A 23427-nucleotide genomic window follows, 5' to 3' on the forward strand; every position below is an offset into this window, starting at 1 on the left:
GTCGTGGTTTTGTCGGTGTGTCTTCCTCACCCGGTGTGCAGCAATCTCTCCCCCCTCCCCCCCTTTTCTTCCCCCCCCCCCCCGGGGCCGTTCGTGCGGGGGTGACGCGCCGGGTGTCAGCCGGCCGCCCGCTCCACGAGGGCGGCGATCCGCGCCTCGCCCGCAGCGGTCAGTTCGGTGAGCGCGTAGGCGGTCGGCCACATCGTGCCGTCGTCGAGGTGTGCCGAGTCGTTGAAGCCGAACGTCGCGTACCGCGCGTTGAACTTCTGCGCGCTCTGGAAGAAGCAGACGACCTTGCCGTCCCTGGCGTACGCGGGCATCCCGTACCAGAGCTTCGGCGCGAGGTGCGGTGCGCTCGCCTTCACGACGGCGTGGATCCGTTCGGCCATGACCCGGTCCGAGTCCTGCATCTCGGCGATTTGGGGGGGGATGGCGGCCTTTTTCTTGGCTGCTTTCCCGCCTCGCGACGCGCGGCGTGCCGAGGCCCGCACCTCCTGAGCGCGCTCCTTCATCGCGGCCCGCTCCTCGGGCGTGAAGCCCTCGGACTTCCGGGCGGTGCTGCTCCCTGCGGCCTTGCGTGCCTGCGCCATGACCTTCTCCTCCAGTGGTGTGACCGTGGTGTGAACGCGGCGGTTCCGTAGTCGTGCGGGAGGGGCGCCGTGCGCCCGCGGGCGTCAGCCCCAGGCGCCGGCGATCTGGCGGGTGGTGGCGTTGAGGCGGTTGAACATGTTGGTGACGCCGATCATCAGCACGATCGCGGCCAGCTGCTTCTCGTCGAAGTAGGTGGCGGCCGTGTCCCAGATCTCGTCGCTCACCGCGTCGGGACGGTCGGCCAGCCGCGTCGCGGCCTCGGCCAGTGCCAGGGCGGCCCGCTCCTCCTCGGTGAAGTACGGCGCCTCCCTCCAGGCGGCGACGGTGGCCAGGCGCTCGTCGCTCAGGCCGGCCTTGCGGGCCGTCTTGGCGCCGGCGTCGACACAGGCGCTGCAGCCGTTGATCTGGCTGACCCGCAGGTGCACCAGCTCCAGGGTCTGCTCGTCCACCCCACCGCCGTGCACGGCCTTGAAGACCTGCTGGATGGGCTGCATCGCGTCGGACAGGACGACGGCGGGGTTCTGCATACGGGACTGCATCTCGGTGCGCTCCTTCTGGTCGGTGCCCCGTTCCCCCGGGGCGTGACTCCATGACAGCCGGGACGGCGCGCACGAACCATGGCGATGGGACACCGTGGGACAGCCGGAACAGCCTTGACCAGGAGCGTTTCGGCTCGAAAGACTTCTGTCCGTACGGGACGACGACCACGGGGGAACGATGGACGGCCAGGAACGCACGGCGAAGACGGACCCGCAGGACGAGCTGGCTGCCCGGCTGCGCCTGCTCCAGGAGCTCTCCGGACAGGGCGTACGCGCCCTCGCGCGCGACGCGGGCCTCAGCTCCTCGTCGCTCTCGCGCTACCTCAACGGCCAGACCGTGCCGCCCTGGCCCGCGGTCGTCGCCCTCTGCCGACTCGTCAAGCGCGACCCCCGGCCGCTGCGTCCGCTGTGGGAACGCACCTCGAACCCCCTGCCCGCACCGCCGAAGAGCAGCCGCCAGGCCCGGCCGGTGCCGCGCAACGACCTGCCACGCGACGCGCCGGACTTCACCGGACGCGAGGCCCAGCTCGCCGCCGTAATGGCCGCGGTCGACAGCCATGGGTCGGTCTCCGTCGACGGCATGGCGGGCGTCGGCAAGACCTGCCTCGCGGTGCACGCCGCACACCGGCTCGCCGCCGCATTCCCGGACGGCGGGCTCTACGTGGACCTGCACGGTTTCACCGAGGGCCGGCCCCCGCTCGACCCCGACTCGGCGCTGCGGATGCTGCTCGGCGCGCTCGACGTCCCCTCCGAGAAGGTCCCGCAGGAGGGCATCGAGGAACTGGCCGCGTGCTGGCGGTCGGAACTGGCCCACCGGCGGGTCGTCGTCGTCCTCGACAACGCCGCCGACGCCGAGCAGGTACGCCCGCTGCTGCCCGGCGCCGGCGACTCCGTCGCGCTGATCACCAGCCGCAACCGGCTCCTCGGCCTCGACGAGGTGCCCCCGGTCTCGCTCGACGTCCTCGACCCGCGGGAAAGCGCCGAACTGCTGGCCCGGGCCAGCGGCGACCCCGGCGGCCCCGACGGCAGGCTCGGCCGCGACCCGGAGGCCGCCGCCGAGGTGCTGCGGCTGTGCGGCCATCTGCCGCTGGCCCTGCGGCTGGCCGCGGCGCGGCTGCGGCACCGGCCGGGCTGGACCGTGGGCATCCTCGCCGAGCGGATGACGCAGGGCGCGGGCGAGCTGGACGCCGCGTTCGGCGCCGCCCTCGCCATGTCGGTCCGGCAGCTGAACCGCTCCCAGGCCCGGCTGTTCCGGCTCCTTGGCCTGGTGCCGGGGGAGTCCTTCGACGCGTACCTGGTGGCGGCGCTCGCGGACGTACCGCTGCACAGCGCCCAGGAGATGCTGGAGGACCTGCTCGACGCCCACCTCGTCCAGCAGCCCGCGCCCGACCGCTACCGGCTGCACGACCTGGTGCACCAGCACGCGCGCCGGACCGGGGTGGAGCAGGACCCGGCCGCCGAGCGGGAGCAGGCACTGCGCCGGGTGCTCGACTACTACGTGCACGCCGCGGCCGCCGCCGACGCCACGATGCCGTTCGCCTCGCCCTCGCGCGCGGCGAGCGAGGTCCCGCCACCGGCCCAACTGCCGCGGTTCACGGACAAGAACGCGGCCTTCGGGTGGCTGGTCACCGAGTACGGCAACCTCGTCGCCGTCTTCGAGACGGCGGCCGCGGTCGGCGCCGACGCGCACGTGTGCGAGCTGCCGCGGTTCCTGCGCGCCTACTTCGCGCGCCGCTGCGGCACCACGCACCTCAACGCCCTCTTCGAGCGGTCCCTCGCCGCCGCCGAACGCCTCGGCGATCCGCTCCGACTGGCCGAGGCACAGAGCGACCTGGGCTTCGCGCGCTACAACGCGGGCCGCATGGCGGAGGCCGCCGCGGCGTACGAGGCGGCCGGGCTGCGGCTGTCCGAGATCGGAGACGCGCGCACGGAGGCCGAGTTGACGATGCGTCGCGGCTATCTGGCCTGGGACGCGGGAGACGTGGAGGAGCCGCTGGAGCTGTTCCGGCTGGCGGGCAAGCTGTACGAGCAGGCCGGCTGCCCGACGGGCGCGGCCGGCGCCGCGGCGGCCGAGGCCTGGGCCATGCTCCAGCTGGGGCAGCGCGAGGAGGCCGCGAGCCGGGCCCGTGAGGTGCTGGCCACCCCGCACACCGACCCCGGATGGCCGCCCGCGCTGACCGCCCGCATCACCCTCGGCGTGGCCGTCGCCCGCGAGGAACCCGACGCGGCGGCGGACCACCTCCACCGGGCCCTGGACGTCGCCCGCGAGGACGGGCACCTCAACAACCAGGCGTGGTGCCTCAACTGCCTCGGCGTCGCCCTGCGGCAGATGGGCCGCTACCAGGAGGCGCTGGCGAGCCACCGCGAGGCGTTCGCGCTGCTCGACGAGTTGTTCGAGGAGCACTGGAAGATCCACTTCCTCAACGGCTACGGCGAGACCTGCCGCCTCGCGGGCCTGCCCGAGGAGGCGCTGCGACTGCACCGTCAGGCACTGGAGATGGCCCCGCGTCTGGGCAACCGCTACGAGGAGGCGCTGGCCCACGAGGGCATCGCGACCGTGCTGGAGGAGACGGACCCGGACCGGGCCGCCGACCACCGTGCCGCGGGACAGGCCGTGCTCAAGGAGCTGACCACCCGGGCCGGCTGACCGGCCCCGCGGCCGGCACCACAGCCCAAGTACCGTTCTCCCCCTGTGCGTTCACCCCTGGCGCGGCACCTCGTGATACACAGGCGTCTCCACCCCCTCGATGAACCCAGGTGCCCCTCGCATGTCCAACCGCCTCCCCGGTCTCTTCCGCCACGACGTCGTCGTCGGACCGGAACGACTGGCCTTCTTCGGCGACGCCGTGTTCGCCATCGCGATCACCCTGCTCGCCCTCGACATCAGCGTGCCGGAGGGCCTGCCCCACTCGGAGGTCGCCCACGCCGTGCGGGAGGCGGTGCCCGCGATCGGCGCCTACCTGCTCAGCTTCGCCGTCATCGGCGCGCTCTGGCTGGCCCAGCACTCCCTGTTCCGCCTGCTCGCCACCGTCGACCGCTGGCTGCTCTACTGCTGGTTCGCCCTGCTCGCCGTCGTCGCCGCGCTGCCCTTCCCCACCAAGTTGATCAGCGAGTACGGCGACACGACCGCGGCGACCGTCTTCTACGCGGCGTCCATCGCCCTGGCCGTCGCCCTCTACGGCGCGATGTACGTCCGCCTGCTGACGAAGCCCGCGCTGACCGTCCCGGACGCCGAGCGGCCTCAGCTGACCGAGGGGCTGCGCCGCAGCGTCGTGATGGCAATGGTCTTCGCGACGTCCGTCCCGGTGGCCTTCTTCTCGCCGACGCTGGCCAAGTACTGGTGGCTGCTGGCCGTTCCGGCCAACCAGCTGTTCCGGATGCTGCCCGGCGGCGCGGAGCGACCCACCGAGGAGGAGCCCGCCGAATCGGCCTGAACCGGCGTCAGGCGCTGCCCGGCGTCAGGATGCGGCGTCAGGACGGCGCCGCCTTGGTCCACGCGTTGCCGCCGAGGATGAACTCGTAGGCTGGCCGCCCGGTGCTTGCGCTGGTGTGGAACGGCTGCCCGTGGTTGTCGATCCGCAGCGTCCCGTGCCGGGTCCCGCTCGACCAGTTCAGCTCCAGGTACCACCGCGTGTCGTACGCCGATGCGTCGGCCTTGACGTAGAAGACCTCCGGGTCGGACTCGCTCACCTTGAACGGGAAGTTCCGCTGCCCTGACTTGGGCACGGCGGCGGGACGGGCCGCGTCCAGGTCGACGCCGAACGAGCGGGTCTGCACACCTCCGCCGCAGCCGACGCCCATGGCGTAGTCGTTCCAGGCGAGGGGCGCGCTCCGGGCCGTCGTCCGGACGCTGAGGCTGTTGAGGACCACGGTTTCCTTCCCCGACCCCTGCACGGTGAGCGTGACGTACTGCTCGCCCGCCGAGACCGCGCCGGCCGCCGCCACCCAGGCGGTCGCGTCCTCGGCGACGGGCGGCGGCGCGACCTGGGCCGGAGGCTTCTTGATCAGGTAGTGCTGGCTGCACGGGTCCTCCCAGCTGTACGGCTGGGTCGTGACCGTCACCGGGACACCGGCCGGCGCGTCACCGCCGGCCGCGGACGGGGATGCGGAACCTTGGCCGGCCCCGGCCGTCCCTTTGGCATCGCCCTTCTCCCGGCCCGAGGGCGAGGCGGACGCCGAGGGCGAGGAGTGCGACGGTTTCCCTGAGCCGCGGGGCGAGTTGTGCTGTGCGCCGTCGTCGGCGGAGGCCGCTCCGACGGGGCTGTCCCGGCTGGCGTCGCCCCCGCCCGACGGCAGGTTTGCGGTGAGGGCGACCGCGCCGACGACGGCGACGACGGCGATCCCGGCGAACAGAACCCGCCTGCCGGGGCGGCGGAACTTCCTGGGCGCGGGGTCGTCGGCGGGCACCGCCGGGTCGGCCGGAGGCGTATCGGGAGCCTCGGCCGCCGACTCGCCGGGCACCTCGGCCCGTGGCGCGTCGGCGAGTGCGGACCTGCGCCCCCGGTTCGCGTCCGCGAGGACCCAGCGCCGGTGGAGGTCGACGAGTTCGTCCGGTGACGCTTTGCAGAGGCGGGCCAGCCGTTCGACGGGTGCGTAGTCCGTGGGAACGGCATCGCCGTTGCAGTACCGGTGCAGCGTCGACGTGCTCATGTGCAGCCGCTTGGAGAGCGTCCCGTAGCTGAGCCCCGAGCGGTCCTTCAACTCCCGCAGCAGCCGGGCGAACCCGGCCTCGGCAGTGTCCTCCGACACCGTTCCTCCCACCCCGTGTCCCGTTCCGGCGTTCCAGGAACGGGTTGTTTCAGCAGTTCAGAGCCCGTTTCGGCGTTCCAGTGTCCCTGATCCCCCAAGGACTGTGGCGCAGGGAACGGATCACCGCGCAGGCTGAGGCCATCCAAGCACGCCGCTCCCGGAATCCGGTCGAGCGGCGGTCCCGGTCCCGTCCTGAGAAGAGGAATCCAGCCATGCCCGCGTTCCGCACCGCCCACAGCTCCGGCAGCGCCCGTCCGTCCCGAACGTTCGCAGGTGCAGCCGCAGTCGCTCTCGCCGCGCTGGCCCTGACGGCGTGCCAGAGCGGCACGGGCACGAAGGACGAGGGCGCCGCGACGACCTCCGGGGCCGCCACGTCCACGCCCTCGGCCGGCGGTACCGGGAAGGCGCAGGGCGGGACCTCCGGTGGGGGAACGCCGGGCGCGGCGGGCCAGGACTCCCCGCAGACGGCCGGCGCTGAGAAGACCTCCGGCGGAAAGACCGGCGCCGGCTCCGCGGACGCCAAGAAGACGTCGGGCGCCGGGACTTCGGCGGGCCGCGTCCTGTGCAACGGCTCCAACACCCGCGTCACCGCCCAGCCGGTCACCCGCCCGCTCAACCACATGCTGATCACGGTGAAGAACATCGGCTCGAAGACCTGCGACCTGACCTACTACCCGATCCTCCGCTTCGACGAGATGCAGTGGGCGCCCAGCGCGCCGAAGGACTCCCAGCCGCAGGCCGTGGTGACCCTGCGGCCCGGCGAGTCCGGCTATGCGGGCGTCACGCTGTCGGCGGCCGACGGCAGCGGCGAGGGCGGGGACACGGGGCACCGGCTGGTGGTCGCCTTCCAGGGCCTCACCCCGAACAGCGACGGCGGAGCCTCCGCCGTGCCGTCGCTGCCGGCCAAGGGCGCGTACTACGACAGCTCGCTGACCGTCACGTACTGGCAGCAGACGATGGCGGACGCGCTGAAGTTCTGAGCCGGGAACCGGGAGGGGGGCCGCCGATGGCGGTCCCCCTCCGGGACGAACATCTCCTGGGCGGACGGGATCAGCGCTCGTGGTTGTGCATGACGTGCTTGGTGCGCGAGTAGTCGTCCAGCGCGTGGAGCGACAGGTCACGGCCGTAGCCGGAGCCCTTGAAGCCGCCCCAGGGCACCTCACCGGCCAGTACCGGTTGGGAGTTGACCCAGACGGTGCCGAAGTCGAGGCGCGCGGCGACGTCGTGGCTGCGGCGGGCGTTCTCGGTCCACGCCGATGTCGACAGCCCGAGCGGGACGCCGTTGGCGCGCCGTACCGCCTCGTCCTCGTCGGTCAAGGTCTCGACGGTGACCACGGGGCCGAAGATCTCCTCGCGGGCTGCGGAGTTCCAGAAGCCGGCCACCCGCAAGGACGAGGCCGCGGCCGCGAGGTCGGCGTCCTCGAAGACCACCACCGGCGCCTTGCCGCCGAGTTCGAGGTGGACGCGCTTGAGGCTCTCGGCGGCCGCCCGGGCGACGGCACGCCCGCCGGCGACCGATCCGGTCAGCGCGATCATGCCGACGTCCGGGTGCTCGGCGAGCCGGGCGCCGACGACCGGGCCGCGGCCGTTGACCACGTTCAGCACGCCCGCCGGCAGCAGGTCGGCGACGAGTTCGGCGCACTTCAAGGTGGTCAGGGGCGTCTGCTCGGACGGCTTGAGGACGAGTGTGTTGCCCGCGGCGAGGATGGGCGCGATCTTCCAGGCGGCCATCAGCGGGGGGTGGTTCCACGGGGTGACCACGCCGATCACGCCGAGTGGTTCACGCAGGATGAGCGGCAGGTGGTGCTCGGCGTATTTGCACGATCTACAACGAGGACGCCGTCGTCCACGAGGCGCTGCTCAACGCCGACGGGAACGAGGCGGCCCGGCTGTGGCGGGTGAAGATCGAGCGCTGCGTGCGCTGCATGATCGCCCAGCTCCCGGGGGACGACGTGGCCCCGTATCTGTGGACCACGCTGGCGGGCGGGCCCCGGACGCGGGCGGGGGAGTCGCGGGGCGGCGCGCACTGACGCGCGGTGCGGGCGTCGCGGGCCCGCGCGCACCGAAAGCCGGTGAAGCTGCCACAGGCCAGTGGCCTCAGACCACGGCGCGAACGGCCCGCTCGAAACCCTCGACATGGCCGCGGGCGAGTTCGGCGGCCCGGTCGGCATCCCCGCCGACGATCGCCTCGATCAGCGGCCCGTGCTCTCCGATGTGGCCGGCCATGTCCGGCAGCCGGTCGATGAACAGACACCAGATACGGGTGGCGAGGTTGTCGTAGCGGACGAGGGTGTCGTCCAGATACGGGTTGTGCGTGGCGGCGTAGATGGAGCGGTGCACCTGGAGGTCCAGGTGCAGCAGCTCGGTGGCGTCGTCACGGAGGACGGCCGCGCTCTCCAGCTGCTGCCGCAGGGATGTCAGGACCGCCCGGTCCGCGGCCGTGGCGCGCCGCGCGGCCCGGGCGGCGGCCAGCGGCTCCAACTCCTGGCGCACTTCGGAGATATGGGCGAGGTCGGTGATGTTGACCTCGGTGGCGAAGGTGCCGCGCCGTGGGTACGTGGTGATCAGGCGCTCGTACTGGAGGCGCTTGAGCGCCTCGCGCACCGGCGTGCGTCCCACGCCGAGGGACTGGGCCAGCTGGTCCTCGTTGATCGGGGCGCCCGGACGGATCTCGAGCATGACGAGCCGGTCGCGGACGGCGCGGTAGGCGCGCTCGGCGAGGGACAGCTCCTCGCCGCCGGGCTCGATCGCCACCTGCTGCATAAAGCCCCCTTGACCTCGCCGTCGAGCTCCCATACGTTACCGCACAGGCTGATATATCAGTCGCGTTTCAGTCGTCTCTCAGGATGGTGCGCAGATGGCAACCACCCCGTCGATCACCACGGTCACCTCCACCCTTTCCCGCCCGCTCGGCGAGCTCGATCCGGATGTAGCGACCGCGGTGAACGCCGAGCTGCACCGCCAGCAGTCGACGCTCGAAATGATCGCCTCGGAGAACTTCGCCCCGGCCGCCGTCATGGAGGCCCAGGGCTCGGTGCTGACCAACAAGTACGCGGAGGGCTACCCGGGCCGCCGCTACTACGGCGGCTGCGAACACGTCGACGTCGTGGAGCAGTTGGCCGTCGACCGGGTCAAGGACCTGTTCGGCGCCGAGGCGGCGAACGTGCAGCCGCACTCGGGCGCCCAGGCCAACGCGGCCGCGATGTTCGCGCTCCTGCAGCCCGGCGACACGATCCTCGGACTCGACCTCGCGCACGGCGGGCACCTGACCCACGGCATGCGCATCAACTACTCCGGCAGGCTCTACGACGTCGTGCCCTACCACGTGTGCGAGTCGGACCTGCGCATCGACATGGACGAGGTCGAGCAACTCGCCCTCACCCACCGGCCCAAGATGATCGTCGCGGGCTGGTCTGCCTATTCCAGGCAGCTGGACTTCGCCGCGTTCCGGCGGATCGCCGACGCGGTGGGCGCCTACCTGATGGTGGACATGGCGCACTTCGCCGGACTGGTCGCCGCGGGCCTGCACCCCAGCCCCGTCCCGTACGCGGATGTCGTCACGACCACCACGCACAAGACCCTCGGCGGACCGCGCGGCGGGGTGATCCTCAGCCGCGCCGCCCTGGCCAAGAAGATCAACTCCGCGGTCTTCCCCGGGCAGCAGGGCGGCCCGCTGGAGCATGTGATCGCGGCGAAGGCGGTCGCCTTCAAGATGGCGGCGGGCGAGGAGTTCAAGGACCGCCAGCGGCGCACCCTGGCCGGCGCCCGCATCCTCGCCGGGCGGCTGCTCTCGGACGACGTGGCCGAGGCCGGCATCACCGTGCTCACCGGCGGCACCGAGGTCCACCTGGTCCTCGTCGACCTGCGCGACTCCGCGCTCGACGGCCGGCAGGCCGAGGACCGCCTGCACCGCATCGGCATCACGGTCAACCGCAACGCGGTTCCCTTCGATCCGCGCCCGCCCATGGTCTCCTCGGGGCTGCGGATCGGCACCCCGGCCCTGGCCACGCGAGGCTTCGGCGACGCGGAGTTCCGCGAGGTGGCCGGCATCGTCGCGCAGGCACTCAAGACCGAGCGGCTCGGTGACGAGAGCGCCCGACTGCTGCGTGACCGCGCCGAGAAGCTCGCCGCCGCCTTCCCCCTCTACCCCCACCTGATCGGAGGCGCGGCGTGACCGCCGAACCGCTGCCGGAGCACCCGGACTTCCTCTGGCGCAACCCCGAGCCGCGCTCCTCCTACGACGTCGTCATCGTCGGGGCGGGCGGCCACGGCCTGGCCACCGCCTACTACCTCGCCAAGAACCACGGCATCACCAACGTCGCTGTCCTGGAGAAGGGCTGGCTGGCCGGCGGCAACATGGCGCGCAACACCACGATCATCCGCTCCAACTACCTGTGGGACGAGAGCGCGGCGATCTACGAGCACGCGCTCAAGCTGTGGGAAGGGCTCCCGGAGGAGCTGGGGTACGACTTCCTGTTCAGCCAGCGCGGCGTCCTCAACCTCGCGCACACCCTCCAGGACGTCCGCGAGGGCATGCGCCGCGTCAATGCCAACCGGTTCAACGGCGTGGACGCCGAATGGCTGGAGCCGGACCAGGTCGCCGAGGTCTGCCCCATCCTCAACGTCTCGTCCCGCACCCGCTATCCGGTCCTCGGCGGCACCTTCCAGCCGCGGGCCGGCATCGCAAAGCACGACCACGTCGCGTGGGCGCTGGCCCGCCGCGCCGACGAGTTGGGCGTGGACCTGATCCAGGGCTGCGAGGTCACGGGCTTCCTCAAGGACGGCGAACGGGTCGTGGGCGTCGAGACCAACCGCGGCCGCATCCTCGCCGGCCGGGTCGGCCTCGCGGCCGCCGGCCACAGCAGCGTGCTGGCCGAGCGGGCCGGCTTCCGGCTGCCGGTGCAGTCCCACCCGCTCCAGGCCCTGGTCTCCGAACTGCACGAGCCCGTGCACCCCACCGTCGTGATGTCGAACCACGTGCACGTCTACGTCTCCCAGGCGCACAAGGGTGAGCTGGTGATGGGCGCGGGCGTCGACTCGTACAACGGCTACGGGCAGCGCGGCTCGTTCCACGTGATCGAGCAGCAGATGGCGGCCGCCGTCGAGCTGTTCCCGATCTTCGCCCGCGCGCACGTGCTGCGCACCTGGGGCGGCATCGTGGACGTCACCCCGGACGCCTCCCCGATCATCGGCACCACCCCCGTCGAGAACCTCTACGTCAACTGCGGCTGGGGGACGGGCGGTTTCAAGGCGACGCCGGCCGCCGGCTGGACGTTCGCCCACACCGTCGCCACCGGCGCGCCCCATCCGCTGAACGCCCCCTACGCGCTCCAGCGGTTCAGCACGGGCGCGTTGATCGACGAGCACGGCGCAGCAGCCGTGGCCCACTGACCGCCCGCCGAGAGAAGGACACCGTGCTGCTGATCACCTGCCCATGGTGCGGTCCCCGTAACGAGACCGAGTACCACTACGGGGGGCAGGCCCACGTCCCCTACCCCGAGAACCCGGCGGAGCTGACCGACGAGGAGTGGGCCGAGTACGTCTTCTACCGGGACAACCCCAAGGGCCCCTTCGCGGAGCGCTGGATGCACAGCATCGGCTGCCGCCGCTGGTTCAACGTCCTGCGCGACACCGTCAGTTACGAGGTGCTCGCCGCCTACCGGCTCGACGAGCCCCGCCCCGAACTGCCCCAGGCCGGAGGGAACCGATGACCGACCAGCACTTCCGGCTGCCGCACGGAGGCCGCGTCGACCGCGGCAGCGTGCTGCGGTTCACCGTCGACGGACGGGAGTTGACCGGCCACCCCGGCGACACCGTCGCCTCCGCGATGCTGGCGAACGGGCTCGTCGAGGTCGCGCCGTCCATCTACCGCGGCCGCCCGCGCGGCATCGTCTCCGCCGGTCCCGAGGAGCCCGACGCCCTGCTGCAGATCGCGGGCCCGTGCTCGGAGGGCATGCTCCCGGCGACGACGGTCGAGCTCCACGAGGGACTGTCCGCCACGACACTCTCCGGCATGGGCCGTCTCGACCCGACGCCCGACCCCGCCGTCCACGACAAGAAGTACGTGCACACCGACGTTTTGGTCGTCGGCGCCGGACCGGCCGGACTGGCCGCCGCGGCGACCGCGGCGGGCTCGGGTGCGCGCGTCATCCTTCTCGACGACCAGCCGGAGCCCGGCGGTTCGCTGCTCTCCGCGCGCACCGAGACGGTCGGTGCGCGGAGCGCCCCGGAGTGGATCGCCGACGTCCGCGCGGCCCTCGACTCCGCGCCCGAGGCCGTCGTCCTGCCGCGCACCACGGCCTTCGGCTCCTACGACGACAACTACGTCCTGGCCCTCCAGCGGCGCACCGACCACCTCGGAGCGGCCGCCCCCGAAGGCGTCTCGCGCCAGCGGCTGTGGCACATCCGCGCGCGCCAGGTGGTCCTGGCGACCGGCGCGCACGAGCGCCCGCTGGTCTTCGCCGGCAACGACCGGCCCGGCGTGATGCTCGCCGCCGCCGTCCGCACATACCTCAACCGGTACGGCGTGGCGCCCGGTTCGCGGGCCGTGGTGAGCACGACGAACGACAGCGCCTACGACACGGTCGCCGACCTGCACGCCGCGGGCGTCGGCATCGCCGCCGTCGTGGACGCGCGCCCCGAACTCTCCCACCGCGCGGCCGAGGTCGCCGTGGCGACCGGCGTACCGGTGCTCAGGGGCAGCGCGGTCGTCGACACCGCGGGCGACGGCCGGCTCACCGGCGTCACCGTCCAGGGTCTCGACGGGACGGGCCAACTCACGGGTGAGGCACGGGCGTTCGCGTGCGATCTGCTCGCCGTCTCGGGCGGCTGGAGCCCGGTGGTGCATCTGCACAGCCAGCGCCAGGGGAAGCTGCGCTGGGACGAGGACCTGGTCGCGTTCGTGCCGGACGGCTCCGTTCGCGATCAGCAGGTCGCCGGTGCGGCCCGGGGGACGTACGGCCTCGACGGCTGTCTCGCCGAGGGCGCGCGGGCCGGCGCACGGGCCGCGACGGAGGCAGGATTCCCGGTCGCCGTGCCGCCGCCGGTCGGCACGCCGTCCGCGGCCGGCCCGACGCGTGCGCTGTGGCTGGTGCCCGCGGCGACCGGTGAACCTGCCACCTGGGACAGCCACTTGGTCGACCACCAGCGCGACGTCACCGTCGCCGACGTCTGGCGGTCCACCGGCGCCGGCATGCGCAGCGTCGAGCACGTCAAGCGCTACACCTCGCTCGGCACCGCCAACGACCAGGGCAAGACCTCGGCCGTCAACGCGATCGGCGTGATCGCCGAGGCCATCGGCGGCTCGCTCGGGGAGATCGGCACCACCGCCTACCGTGCGCCGTACACGCCGATCGCCTTCGCCGCCCTGGCCGGCCGCGAGCGCGGCGAGCTGTTCGATCCCGAGCGCACCACCTCCGTCCACGCCTGGCATGTCGCGCACGGCGCGGAGTTCGAGGACGTCGGGCAGTGGAAGCGCCCCTGGTACTACCCCCGCCCCGGCGAGGACATGGACACGGCCGTGGCCCGCGAGTGCCGGGCGGCCCGTGAGGGCGTGGCGTTCATGGACGCCTCCACCCTCGGCAAGATCGAGATCTGGGGCGCGGACGCGGGCGAGTTCCTCAACCGCATCTACACCAACGCCTTCAAGAAGCTGAGGCCCGGCATGGCCCGCTACGGCGTCATGTGCAGGCCCGACGGCATGATCTTCGACGACGGCGTGACCCTGCGCCTCGACGACAACCGCTACTTCATGACCACCACGACCGGCGGCGCCGCCGGAGTCCTGGACTGGCTGGAGGAGTGGCTGCAGACCGAGTGGCCCGAACTCGACGTCCACTGCACCTCGGTGACCGAGCAGTGGTCGACGATCGCCGTCGTCGGCCCGAAGTCCCGCTCGGTCGTCGCCCAACTCGCGCCGGACGTCGACCTGTCGGCGGAGGCGTTCCCCTTCATGGCGTTCCGCGAGACCACCCTGGCCTCCGGCATCCCGGCCCGCATCTGCCGGATCTCCTTCTCCGGCGAACTCGCCTACGAGATCAATGTCTCGGCGTGGTACGGCCTGACCGTCTGGGAGCAGGTGCACGAGGCCGGGCAGCCGTACGGCATCACCCCCTACGGCACCGAGACCATGCACGTCCTGCGTGCCGAGAAGGGGTACATCATCGTCGGCCAGGACACCGACGGCACCGTCACACCGCAGGACGCGGGCATGTCCTGGGTGGTCTCGAAGCAGAAGGACTTCGTCGGCAAGCGGTCCTACTCCCGCGCCGACACCTCCCGCACCGACCGCAAGCAACTGGTCGGCCTGCTGCCGAGCGACCGCATGACCCGGCTGCCGGAAGGCACCCAACTCCTCGCGCCGGAAACCTCCTTGGAGACGGTGCCCGTGCCGATGCTCGGCCACGTCACCTCCAGCTACCTCAGTCCGGCGCTGGGCCGCCCCTTCGCCCTCGCGCTCGTCGCCGACGGGCGGGCCAGGATCGGCGAGACCCTCCTCGCCCCGGTGGGCACGGACCTGGTGCCCGTCGAGGTGACCGACTTCGTCCTCTACGACCCGGAAGGGACCAGGCGAGATGGCTGAACCGACGATCGCGGCGCGCACGAGCCCGCTGGCGCACCTGGAAGAGCTGATGCGCGCCGCAACGGTCACCGGCGCCCGCGGCGTCGCGCTCGCCGAGTGGCCGTTCGTCACCATGGTGAACGTGCGCGTCGACCCCGGCTCGGCGGCGGCCGGCCGCATCGAGAAGACCCTGGGCGCACCCCTCCCCAGGGAGTGCGGCCGGATCTCGGCCTACGGCCCCCACACGGCCGTATGGCTCGGACCCGACGAATGGCTCGTGCTCTCCCAGACCGAAGTGGCCCCCGTGGTCGCAGAGTTGACGGAGGCGCTGGCCGGGGACCCCGGCTCGGTCGTGGACGTCTCGGCGAACCGCACCACGCTCGAACTGGGCGGCCCTGCCGCCCGCCAGGTGCTGGAGAAGGGCTGCCCGCTGGACCTGCACCCCCGTGCCTTCGGACCCGGCCGGGCGGTGTCGACCACCGTCGGACCCGTCCCGGTGCTGCTGTGGCAGGTGAACGAGGCCCCGACGTACCGGCTCTTCCCGCGCGCCTCGTTCGCCGACTACCTGGCCCGCTGGCTCGTCGACGCGATGAGCGAGTACCGCGGCCCGCAGGTGCCCTGATGACGACGACCACCACCGAACTCCGGCAGACCGCCGCCACGAAGCAGGCCGGGCACGTCCTCACCCCCGACTGCCCCGAGGCCCCCGGCATCGTCCACGCCGTCTCCGCGTTCCTCGTCGACCACGGCTGCGACATCCTCGACAACCGCCAGTTCGGGGACCGCCGCGACGGCCACTGCTTCATGCGGATGCAGTTGACCGCGCCCGGCGACGCCGACGTCACCGGCACCCTGCTCCGGGAGTTCGCCGACGTGGCCGCCCCCTTCGCCAGGCGCCAGCACCTCGAACCGGTCGGCACGACGCCGCGTCCCGGTCGTGCTGGCGCGCTCCATGCAGGTCCTCTCCGACGAGCTGTGCACCCGGCCCGCCGGCCGCGTGATCAACATCCACCACTCGTTCCTGCCGAGCTTCAAGGGCGCCAAGCCCTACCACCAGGCGCACGAACGGGGCGTCAAACTCGTCGGCGCGACCGCCCATTACGTCACCGCCGACCTCGACGAGGGCCCGATCATCGCCCAGGAGGTCATCGACGTCGACCACAGCCACACCCCCCGAAGGGCATACGGTCGTGCTCCGCCGAGGAGCGGCGGAGCGGCCCGGATCAGCTCGCGCGGACCCGCCGCCCCAGCAGGGCCACGCCCGCCAGCAGGACGAGAACCACCGCCGTGAACCAGGTCATCGCCCCGGCCGTCGAGGTGTACCGGCTCGCGACTCCGAGGCCGACCGGGAGGAGGGCCAGGCCGAGGTAGGACACCAGGAAGAGTCCGGCCAGGGCCTCGCCGCGCCGGGCCGGGGCCGCCATGCTCGCCACGGAGCCCACCGCCGACTTGAAGAGCATGCCGGCACCGGCGCCGGCGACGATCCCGGCGAGCACGAACACGGCCAGGCTCGCGGTGTGCACGCCGACCGCGAGCACGGCCACCCCGGCGGCCTGGGCGAGCAGTCCGGCGGTCCGGCGGGCCCGCGCCGAGAGCCGGCCGGTCAGCACCTGCGCTCCGGCGGCCGCGCCGAACACCACGAACACGATCAGCCCGGCCAGCGCCCGGGACGGGTGGTGCAGGGTGCCGCCGACGAAGCCCGGGACCAGGGAGGTGAAGAGCCCGAAGACCGCCAGCGACGCGAAGCCGGAGGCGGCCGCGGCGATGTACCCGGCCCGGTCGCCGTGGTCGGCGCTGACCCGCTGCGGCCGGTAGGCGGGCCTGATGCCGGGCTTGCGCACCGTCTCCGGGGTCAGCGCCACCGCGGCCACGCCGATCAGCAGCGCGACGCCGACGACGGCGTAGGGCAGGCGCAGCGGTGCGCCGAGGTACTGGGCCAGCAGGCCGGCCACCAGCGGTCCGAGGCCCAGACCGCCGATGTTCGCAGCCGTGGAGACGATCTCGAAGCGCTGCGGAGATCCGTCCGGCCGGTGCGCGCTGTGCAGGTCGTGCAGATGGGCGGTCGCGGTCGCCGTGAGCATGCCGACACCGAGCCCCGTGACCAGGCGCGCGACGAGCAGGACGGGCAGCGACGGGACGGCCAGGAACAGCGCCGCGGCGACCAGCTCCAGCACCAGGGCCGCGATCAGCACCTTCTTGCGGCCGACCCAGTCCGAGACGTGTCCGGCGAGCAGCAGGCTGGCGAGGACCCCGACGGCGTAGACGGCGAACACGACCGTCACGGTGAACGTCGAGAAGCCGTCGTGCGCCTGGTAGAGCGGGTACAGGGGGGTCGGCACCGTGGAGAACGCCATGGCCGTGACGAACACGGCCGCGATCGTCCAGAACCCGGCGCCGTAGGCGCGACCGCCGGAGCGGCGGGTCTTCGGCGCGTGGCCGGCCTCGCCGTGTGCTGGGCGCGTGGCCGAGGACATCGACATCTGAGTACTCCGATCCCTGGCAGTGACCGCGGCGGACCGACCGCCGCTCATCCGCCCCAACAGGTGCACGCCGCGCCTGCTTCCCCTACTGCGGAGATGATCGAAGATGACGGTAATCTCGTCGGGAGATGGGCGGCGGAGGGCGGACGCATGGAGCTACGGCAGATGGCGGTCGTCGTCGCGGTCGCCGAGGAAGGCGGATTCACCGCGGCGGCACGGCGGTTGCACGTGGTGCAGTCCGCCGTCTCCTCGACGGTGCGCGCCCTGGAGCACGAACTGGGCGCCCGGCTGTTCCGGCGGACCACGCACCGGGTGACGCTGACCCCTGCCGGGCGGGCCTTCCTCGCGTCCGCCCGTACGGCCCTCCAGGCCGCCGAGGAGGCACGCGCCGCCGTCGCCCTGGCCCAGGAGGACCTGCGCGGGGAGGTCACCGTCGGCGTGATGCAGGGGCTCTACGCCGGTCTCGCCCCGGGACTGGCCGCCTTCCACCGGGAGCACCCGGGCGTGGCGGTGCGACTGCGGCAGGCGCCGGCCGACGACATCCCGCGGGAGCTGCGGGAGGGCACCGTCGACCTGGCCGTGGTCGCTCTCGACGCCGCGCGGCTGCGCGGGCTCGCGACCAGGTCACTGGCGCGGGAGGAGATGGTCCTGGTGGCCGCTCCGGCGGAGGCACGGCTGCCGGAGCGGCCGGTGACCCTGGCCGAGGCGGTCGCGCTGCCGCTGGTCGACTTTCCGCTGGGCTGGGCGATCCGCACCTCGGTCGACCGGACCCTGCGCTCGGCCGGCGTCGAACGCGCCACCACCTTCGAGGTGAACGACGTGCTCGGCGCCACCGACCTGGTGCGCCACGGACTCGGCGTCTGCATCCTGCCCCCGTCCCTGGCCGCCCGCTTCCCCGACCTGTCGGTGCGCCGCTTCGCAGCGCACGCACCGACCTGGCGGATGCGGGTCGTTCACCCCAGAGGGGACCTGCCGCCCGCTGTGGCCGAACTGCTGCGCCACATCGGGTAGGTGACGTCCGGGATCACGCGTTCGGGTCGAACGGGATGCCCGACGGCATCGAGTGGGCGAGGCCGTACTCGAAGTCGCCGTCCTTGATCTTGATGGTGGCCGCGCCGAAGTCCGCGCTCAGCAGCTTGTCGCGGTAGCCGGCGGGATAGCCGTTCCAGCCCACCAGGCGCGGGTAGAACCAGCCGCCGGTGGCGTTCTCCGGAGGCTCGTCGTTGGAGTTGGCGAAGCGGAAGTCGTGGGTCGAGACACCGTCCTTGTGGTAGACGATCTTCGGGTGCGTGCCGTCGAAGCGGATGGCCGAGGCGGCCGCCACCTGGTAGCCGCTGTGCTGCGACACCGACACGTACTGGACCTGGTTGTCGCTGATCCACACGACCACGTGCTCCCAGTCGTGCGTGTGGCCGATGGCCGCCGGGCCCAGCGTGGCCTGGTCCTTCTCGAAATAGCTGGCGTACATCACGGCGCACCAGCCGTTGTTGCACTTCTCGCGTGAGTAGGTGTTGGCGTTGGCGAGCTGGGCGTAGTCGTGGCAGTGGCCGTTGACGTCGCCGCCCAGCTTCAGGCCGGGGTTGATGGTGCCGTCGGCGCCGATGGCCGCGGTGGCGTAGCAGCCGTCGCCGTCGTAGTCGTAGGCGGGCGAGAAGCTCTGCTCCAGCCCGTCGGCGTTCTGCGGCAGCAGCGTCAGGACGTTGGCGCCCGCCTGGCCGGGGAGGGCCACGACGAGGGCCAGCGCGCCCAGGACGGCGGCGAGCGCCGCCCTGCGGCGTGCGGGGTGCAGCGGGTTGCGCACGTCGGCTCCTACGGGTAGCTGGTCAGGTTGGCCACGTTGGTACCGGAGTTGGACGGTCCTCCGGTGTTGTTGACGACGTGGCTGATCGTGCCGGTCCCGCCGAGGGAGACGGTCACCATGTCGGTGAAGCGCACCCCGGAGGTGTTCGGCGCCTCGATGGCGTGCGCCGCCACGACGCTCGGATTGACGTTGAAGTAGCAGTAGCTGCCCAGGCCGTAAGCCTGGTGGCTGGTGACCGAGTCGGCCACCTTGTAGGCGGCGTAGCCCTGCGTGGAGCCGTTCGTCCAGGCCGCCTGGTTCGGCGGGTCGTAGGGCATCTCGTTCTGGAAGAAGTACGTGCGGCCGCCGTTGCCGTTCCAGACGGTCTGGTACTTCTGGAAGTGCTCCACGAACAGGCCGTACATGGTGACGTCGTCGCCGTTGACGATCATTCCGGTGTCCGCGGTGTTGCTGGTCCAGCCGACGCCGCTGCCGTGGTCGGCCCGCCAGATCCACATGTGGTCGCCGATCACGTTGTCGCTGTTGACGACGAGGCTCGTGGTCGCCTTGCCGACGCCCGCGCCGCCGACGCGGAAGTAGACGTCGTGCAGGGAGGTCGGGTCGGCCGCGTGGGAGGCGGAGGAGCCGTTCGGCCCGACCTCCAGCAGGGAGGGCGAGTTGGTCGTGCCCGCGTCGAACAGCAGGCCCGCGACCTTCACGCCGTCGACGTCCGCGACCTTCATCGCGGTGACGCCGTTGTCGGGCACGAACGTGGCGAGGCCCAGACCGAGGACGACGGTGTCGGCGCGCGTGACCTGAAGGGTCTGGTCGAGGTGGTAGACGCCCGGGGTGACCAGGAGGTTCTTGCCTGCGGCGAGGGCGGAGTTGATCTGCGCCGCGGTCGCGCCCGGCTTCACGATGTAGAAGCTGTCCAGCGAGAGCGAGGTGCCCGAGGCACCGCCGGACCAGCTGGTGCCGGAGGAGTTGGTCCGCACGGACGGCACGAACACCTGGTAGGCGCCGGTCCCGTCGACGTACAGGAACGGCTTCTCCCTGGTGACCGGGCTCTGGGCGACCGTGGTGTAGGGCGGCTTGGGGAAGCTGGTGGCGGGGACGCCGGTGCTGCCGGCGAACACCATGTTCCAGTTGGAGCCGGTCCAGCCGCCCAGCTGGGAGTTGCGGGTCAGCCACTGCTGCTGGCTGCCCGAGTTGACCTGACCGTCGATCTTGCTGTCGGCGAGGTACCCGCCGCTGGACCAACCGCCGTCGTCCAGCGCGAGGTTGCCGCGCAGATGCATACGCCGGTACGGCGCCGCCTGCGAGACCGCCCAGCGGTCGCCGCCGCCCGTCGGGTTGACCGACAGGTTCTCCGCGCCGCGCCAGAAGTTCTGGGTGGCGTTGCCCTGGAACCAGTCGGCCTCGGCGTGCACCGCGCCGTTCACCGTCACCGCGTCCGGAGACAGTCCGAGGCCCAGCACCTGGGTGTAGAAGCCGACGTTGACGTCCGCGTCGTAGGCCCCGGGCTTGAACAGCACGGCGTAGCGCTGGGAGCCGAACTGGTTCGTCTCCTGCTGCTGGAAGATCGAGGTCAGCTTGTTCTGGATCGTCGAGGACGACATCGAGGGGTCGAAGACCGTGACGTTCGGGCCGAGATCGGGGTTGGTGCCCGACGGGGTCACGGGGACCACCTGGAAACGCTGGGCGGCGGTGCCGTTGCAGGTGAACTGCACGAACTGCACGCTGTCGGCGGTCGAGGCGCCCGGGTCGTCCAGGCACTTGCCGCTGTTGCGGTTGACGAAGTGGTAGGCGCCGCCGCCGTCGTCGACCGGCAGCCACTGCTGGTTGGCGCCGCCGCCGTACGTCCACAGGTGGACCTGTGCGCTGTCGGCGGTGGAGACGTCGGCCACGTCCACGACCTGGTTGGTGTCGCCCGCGTTGTTGATGCGGACGTACCCGTCGCCGGTGGCGGTGAAGCTCCAGCGCTGCGCGGTGGTGCCGTTGCAGGAGTACTGCTGCACGACGGTGCCGTTGGCGGTGGCGGCCGCCTTGGCGTCTAGGCAGCGGCCGCTCGCGGCGTTCATGACGGTGGCGAAGCCGGTGGGCAGCGCGGTGGCCGCGGCCTGCGCCGGGCTGCCGCCGAGCAGTGACGCGGCGGTCACGGCCACCACGGCGGCCGCGACGGATCTGCCGCGGCGTGGAAGGGAAGGCATGGGTTTCTCCTTGCCGGAGGCGGGGGGTGTCAACTGAGCTGCGCTGAGCAGGAGTTCAGCCGGTGTACTGCGAGAAGACGCGCGTGTAGTCCCAGTTGGACTGGCCGACCCCGGAGCAGCTGTCGGCACTTCCGCCGGTGCACGGGCGGTCGCGGTTGGCGGACCAGAACGTCAGACGGGCCAGGTGGTGCTGCTGGGCGTAGGCCAGGATGGTCTGGAAGTCGTTGACCGTCACCGTCTCGTTGTTGTCGGTGATGCCGTTCATCGACGAGATGCCCATGTCGCGGTAGGCCTGGTCGTCGCTGTAGCCGTAGGCGCTCTTGAGGGCGTTCTTCAGGCCCTCGGCGGCCTGCTTGGTCAGGTTGCCCATGTTCTGGCCGGCGCCGCCGAAGTCGAACGGCATGATGGCCCACGCGTCGACCGAAAGGCCGGACGAGGCCGCCCGGTTGATGAGGCTGGTGTCGGGTCCGCTCTGGCCGGTTCCGATGGTGATGTACACCTTCAGACCCGCGTTGTTGGCCTTCACGGTCTTGAGCGCGTCGACGGTGCGCTGCTGGACGGTGGGGTTGCTGTAGGCGTCGGCCTCGATGTCGATGTCGATGGCCTTGAGGCCGTAGGCGTTGATGACCTTCTGGTAGGCGGCGGCGAGTTCGCCCGCGCTGGAACAGGAGCTCTCCAGCTTGTTGCCGCTGTAGCCGCCGAAGGACGGGATGATGTCGCCGCCGTTGCCGCGCACGGTGTTGACGGTCTGCTGGTCGACGCCGCCGGTGAGCGGACGGCTGCCGTCCCACTGCGGGTTGCAGTAGCCGTTGCTGAGGACGAACGCCAGGGTGAACCACTTCACGCCTGTGGCGTTGGTGATCGTGGTCGGGCTCGGCGGATCGCCCCAGCCGTTGTAGAGGTACGGCGCCACGGCCATCGGGGCGGACGGGGTGGAGCCGCCGGAGGAGGGCGCGGTCCACTTCTGGTTGGCCGCGCCGGTGCAGCTCCAGATCTGGGCCCGGGTGCCGTTGGCCGAGGAGTTGCCGGTGGCGTCCATGCACTTGTTGGCCTGCGGGTTGACGATGTCGTGCGCGGCGGTGACCGTCCACTTCTGGTTCGCGCCGCCCGAGCAGCTCCACAGCTGGAGCTGGGCGCCGTCGGCCGTCGAATTGCCGGTCACGTCGAGGCACTTGCCGAGAGCCCTGATGGTGCCGTCGCTGCCGACGGTCCACTGCTGGGCGGCGGTGCCGTTGCAGTCGTAGAGCTGGACGGCGGTGCCGTCCGCGGAGTTGGCGCCCGCGACGTCGAGGCACTTGCCGGCCAGGCCGGTGATCGTGCCGGTGGCGGCCTGCGCGGGGGAGGCGGAGAGCAGGCCGGTGGAGAGGGTGAGAGCGGTGACCGCCAGCGCGGCGGATGCGGGGAGAGATCTCGGTCTGGCCATGGCGAACGGCCTTTCGTGGGGGGTGGAGCGCTCGGGGCCGCGTTCATCCTGTGAACGGACGAGTGCACGCACGGGGGTGGTGTCGCCCGGTGAAACTAAAGGTATGGACCACTTTCGTCAAGGTGTGAAGTAAGAGTTGAGGGAAGGGAGTTGAACGGGCCCCGCCGGGCGGTCCCGGCACGGGTCGCGGACGGGCCGCGGACGGGGAAATCCGTCGCGCCCGGCGGGGGTGAGCCGTTAGCCTCCGCGGGAGCGGAGCGCGGCGGACGACGGGTACGGCGACGGGGGAGCGGGCATGGAGACAGCGGACGTGCGAACGGACCGATTCGGCCTTCTGCTCGACCAGTTCGACTGCGCCAGGGAGATGGCCCAGGTGCGGCTCACGGGCCTCGGTGACGAGGAGTACCTGTGGGAACCGGCACCCGGTTCCTGGTCCATCCGGCGCAGGGGCGAGGCGACGACCCCCAGGGCGTTCGGGCCGGGGGAGTGGGTGCTCGACAAGGGCGCCGCGGACATCCCCGCGAGCGAATACGCCGAGGTGGCACGGCAGGTGGCCGGCGGCATGGCGATCGAGAAGGTCGCCGAGGACTGGAGCGTGAGCGTCGAGCGGGTCGAACAGGTCCTCGCCCACACCGGCCGGGTCGAGCCCGACGTGTCGCCGGTGACCACGATCGCCTGGCGGCTGGGGCATCTGCACTCCAACTTCGCGGGCGACTGGGAGTGGACCTTCGGCGAACGGCGCCGGGACCCGCACGAGTTGGTCGACTTCACGCCCGACGCCGCCCTGGCGGTCGAACGTCTGTGGGCGACGGTGGACCGGTGGCGCGAGAGCGTGGGGACGCTGAGCGACGAGCAGCTCGACACGGTCGGGTTCTCGCAGTACCCGTACGGCTCCAACCCCGACGAGCCCTACATAGCCGTCCTGTGGGGCATCAACCTCGAACTCATCCACCACATGGCCGAGATCGCGCTGCTGCGCGATTTGTGGCGGGCGCGGGGGGGGAGCCGTCCTCCTCCCCACAAAGCAGAGGGGCCACTCCCCCCCCCCTCGCCACCTCTGACGTCCCGCGCTCCCTGTGCTCAGCAGGCTTAAGA

General features: G+C 71.9%; 19 protein-coding genes and 1 pseudogene. 11 read left to right on the forward strand and 9 right to left on the reverse strand.

Annotated features, from left to right (window positions below):
- Positions 1-116 precede the first annotated feature (116 nt).
- Positions 117-590: an iron chaperone gene (locus tag ACFU97_RS41815; protein ID WP_384267357.1), complete on the reverse strand. Its 474-nt coding sequence runs from the start codon at positions 588-590 to the stop codon at positions 117-119.
- Between the two features lie 84 nt (positions 591-674).
- Complete coding sequence (locus tag ACFU97_RS41820) at positions 675-1130, reverse strand: carboxymuconolactone decarboxylase family protein (RefSeq protein WP_384267360.1); 456 nt, start codon at positions 1128-1130, stop codon at positions 675-677.
- Positions 1131-1308: 178 nt separating this feature from the next.
- Here ACFU97_RS41820 and ACFU97_RS41825 point away from each other — a divergent pair, with 178 nt between their 5' ends.
- Together ACFU97_RS41825 and ACFU97_RS41830 are read left to right on the forward strand one after the other, a co-directional pair.
- Entirely contained in the window at positions 1309-3777 is a 2469-nt protein-coding gene (locus ACFU97_RS41825) for a tetratricopeptide repeat protein (protein ID WP_384267362.1), read from the forward strand.
- Positions 3778-3898: 121 nt separating this feature from the next.
- On the forward strand, positions 3899-4564 hold the full coding sequence (locus ACFU97_RS41830; protein WP_384267365.1) for a TMEM175 family protein: 666 nt from the start codon (positions 3899-3901) through the stop codon (positions 4562-4564).
- Between the two features lie 37 nt (positions 4565-4601).
- On the opposite strand, the gene ACFU97_RS41835 is transcribed toward ACFU97_RS41830, so the two are convergent.
- Positions 4602-5879 carry a helix-turn-helix domain-containing protein gene (locus ACFU97_RS41835; protein ID WP_384267367.1) on the reverse strand — a complete coding sequence of 426 codons (1278 nt, stop codon included), beginning with the start codon at positions 5877-5879 and terminating at the stop codon, positions 4602-4604.
- 212 nt (positions 5880-6091) lie between these two features.
- Between ACFU97_RS41835 and ACFU97_RS41840 the strand changes: the two genes are divergently transcribed.
- A complete protein-coding gene (locus ACFU97_RS41840) occupies positions 6092-6859 on the forward strand; it encodes a DUF4232 domain-containing protein (RefSeq protein WP_384267369.1) in 768 nt (255 codons plus the stop codon).
- Positions 6860-6929: 70 nt separating this feature from the next.
- Here ACFU97_RS41840 and ACFU97_RS41845 read toward each other — a convergent pair whose 3' ends face one another.
- Together ACFU97_RS41845 and ACFU97_RS41850 are read right to left on the reverse strand one after the other, a co-directional pair.
- Positions 6930-7679, reverse strand: a complete 750-nt coding sequence (locus ACFU97_RS41845) for an aldehyde dehydrogenase family protein (protein ID WP_384267407.1) — start codon at positions 7677-7679, stop codon at positions 6930-6932.
- A gap of 297 nt (positions 7680-7976) precedes the next feature.
- Positions 7977-8642: a GntR family transcriptional regulator gene (locus ACFU97_RS41850; protein WP_384267372.1), complete on the reverse strand. Its 666-nt coding sequence runs from the start codon at positions 8640-8642 to the stop codon at positions 7977-7979.
- 94 nt (positions 8643-8736) lie between these two features.
- Between ACFU97_RS41850 and glyA the strand changes: the two genes are divergently transcribed.
- The 6 genes and pseudogenes from glyA to ACFU97_RS41880 form a co-directional block, all read left to right on the forward strand.
- Complete coding sequence (glyA, locus tag ACFU97_RS41855; protein ID WP_384267374.1) at positions 8737-10053, forward strand: serine hydroxymethyltransferase; 1317 nt, start codon at positions 8737-8739, stop codon at positions 10051-10053.
- On the forward strand, positions 10050-11270 hold the full coding sequence (locus ACFU97_RS41860; RefSeq protein ID WP_384267377.1) for a sarcosine oxidase subunit beta family protein: 1221 nt from the start codon (positions 10050-10052) through the stop codon (positions 11268-11270). Before glyA ends, ACFU97_RS41860 begins: the two co-directional genes overlap by 4 nt.
- Positions 11271-11293: 23 nt before the next feature.
- Entirely contained in the window at positions 11294-11590 is a 297-nt protein-coding gene (locus tag ACFU97_RS41865) for a sarcosine oxidase subunit delta (RefSeq protein WP_384267379.1), read from the forward strand.
- Entirely contained in the window at positions 11587-14460 is a 2874-nt protein-coding gene (locus tag ACFU97_RS41870) for a sarcosine oxidase subunit alpha family protein (protein WP_384267381.1), read from the forward strand. Before ACFU97_RS41865 ends, ACFU97_RS41870 begins: the two co-directional genes overlap by 4 nt.
- On the forward strand, positions 14453-15061 hold the full coding sequence (locus ACFU97_RS41875; RefSeq protein WP_384267384.1) for a sarcosine oxidase subunit gamma: 609 nt from the start codon (positions 14453-14455) through the stop codon (positions 15059-15061). Before ACFU97_RS41870 ends, ACFU97_RS41875 begins: the two co-directional genes overlap by 8 nt.
- A pseudogene (locus ACFU97_RS41880) lies at positions 15061-15613 on the forward strand (formyltransferase family protein); the annotation flags it as partial. The gene ACFU97_RS41875 and the pseudogene ACFU97_RS41880, both read left to right, overlap by 1 nt.
- A gap of 49 nt (positions 15614-15662) precedes the next feature.
- On the opposite strand, the gene ACFU97_RS41885 reads toward ACFU97_RS41880, so the two are convergent.
- Positions 15663-16913: an MFS transporter gene (locus ACFU97_RS41885; protein WP_384267387.1), complete on the reverse strand. Its 1251-nt coding sequence runs from the start codon at positions 16911-16913 to the stop codon at positions 15663-15665.
- Positions 16914-17069: 156 nt separating this feature from the next.
- On the opposite strand from ACFU97_RS41885, the gene ACFU97_RS41890 reads away from it, so the two are divergent.
- The gene (locus tag ACFU97_RS41890) at positions 17070-17930 is read left to right on the forward strand and encodes a LysR family transcriptional regulator (protein WP_384267389.1); all 861 of its coding nucleotides are present in this window, start codon (positions 17070-17072) and stop codon (positions 17928-17930) included.
- A 13-nt stretch (positions 17931-17943) separates the two neighbouring features.
- Here the strand turns inward: ACFU97_RS41890 and ACFU97_RS41895 are convergent, their stop codons facing one another.
- The 3 genes from ACFU97_RS41895 to ACFU97_RS41905 are packed head-to-tail and all read right to left on the reverse strand — an operon-like array spanning position 17944 to position 22332.
- Complete coding sequence (locus tag ACFU97_RS41895; RefSeq protein ID WP_384267392.1) at positions 17944-18720, reverse strand: NPP1 family protein; 777 nt, start codon at positions 18718-18720, stop codon at positions 17944-17946.
- Positions 18721-18728: 8 nt separating this feature from the next.
- A complete protein-coding gene (locus ACFU97_RS41900) occupies positions 18729-20909 on the reverse strand; it encodes an RICIN domain-containing protein (protein WP_384267395.1) in 2181 nt (726 codons plus the stop codon).
- 55 nt (positions 20910-20964) lie between these two features.
- Positions 20965-22332 carry a ricin-type beta-trefoil lectin domain protein gene (locus tag ACFU97_RS41905; RefSeq protein WP_384267397.1) on the reverse strand — a complete coding sequence of 456 codons (1368 nt, stop codon included), beginning with the start codon at positions 22330-22332 and terminating at the stop codon, positions 20965-20967.
- A gap of 295 nt (positions 22333-22627) precedes the next feature.
- Between ACFU97_RS41905 and ACFU97_RS41910 the strand changes: the two genes are divergently transcribed.
- Positions 22628-23425: a DinB family protein gene (locus tag ACFU97_RS41910; protein ID WP_384267400.1), complete on the forward strand. Its 798-nt coding sequence runs from the start codon at positions 22628-22630 to the stop codon at positions 23423-23425.
- Positions 23426-23427: the final 2 nt, after the last annotated feature.

It is taken from the genome of Streptomyces sp. NPDC057616 (genome assembly GCF_042800575.1).
Classification (GTDB): domain Bacteria; phylum Actinomycetota; class Actinomycetes; order Streptomycetales; family Streptomycetaceae; genus Streptomyces.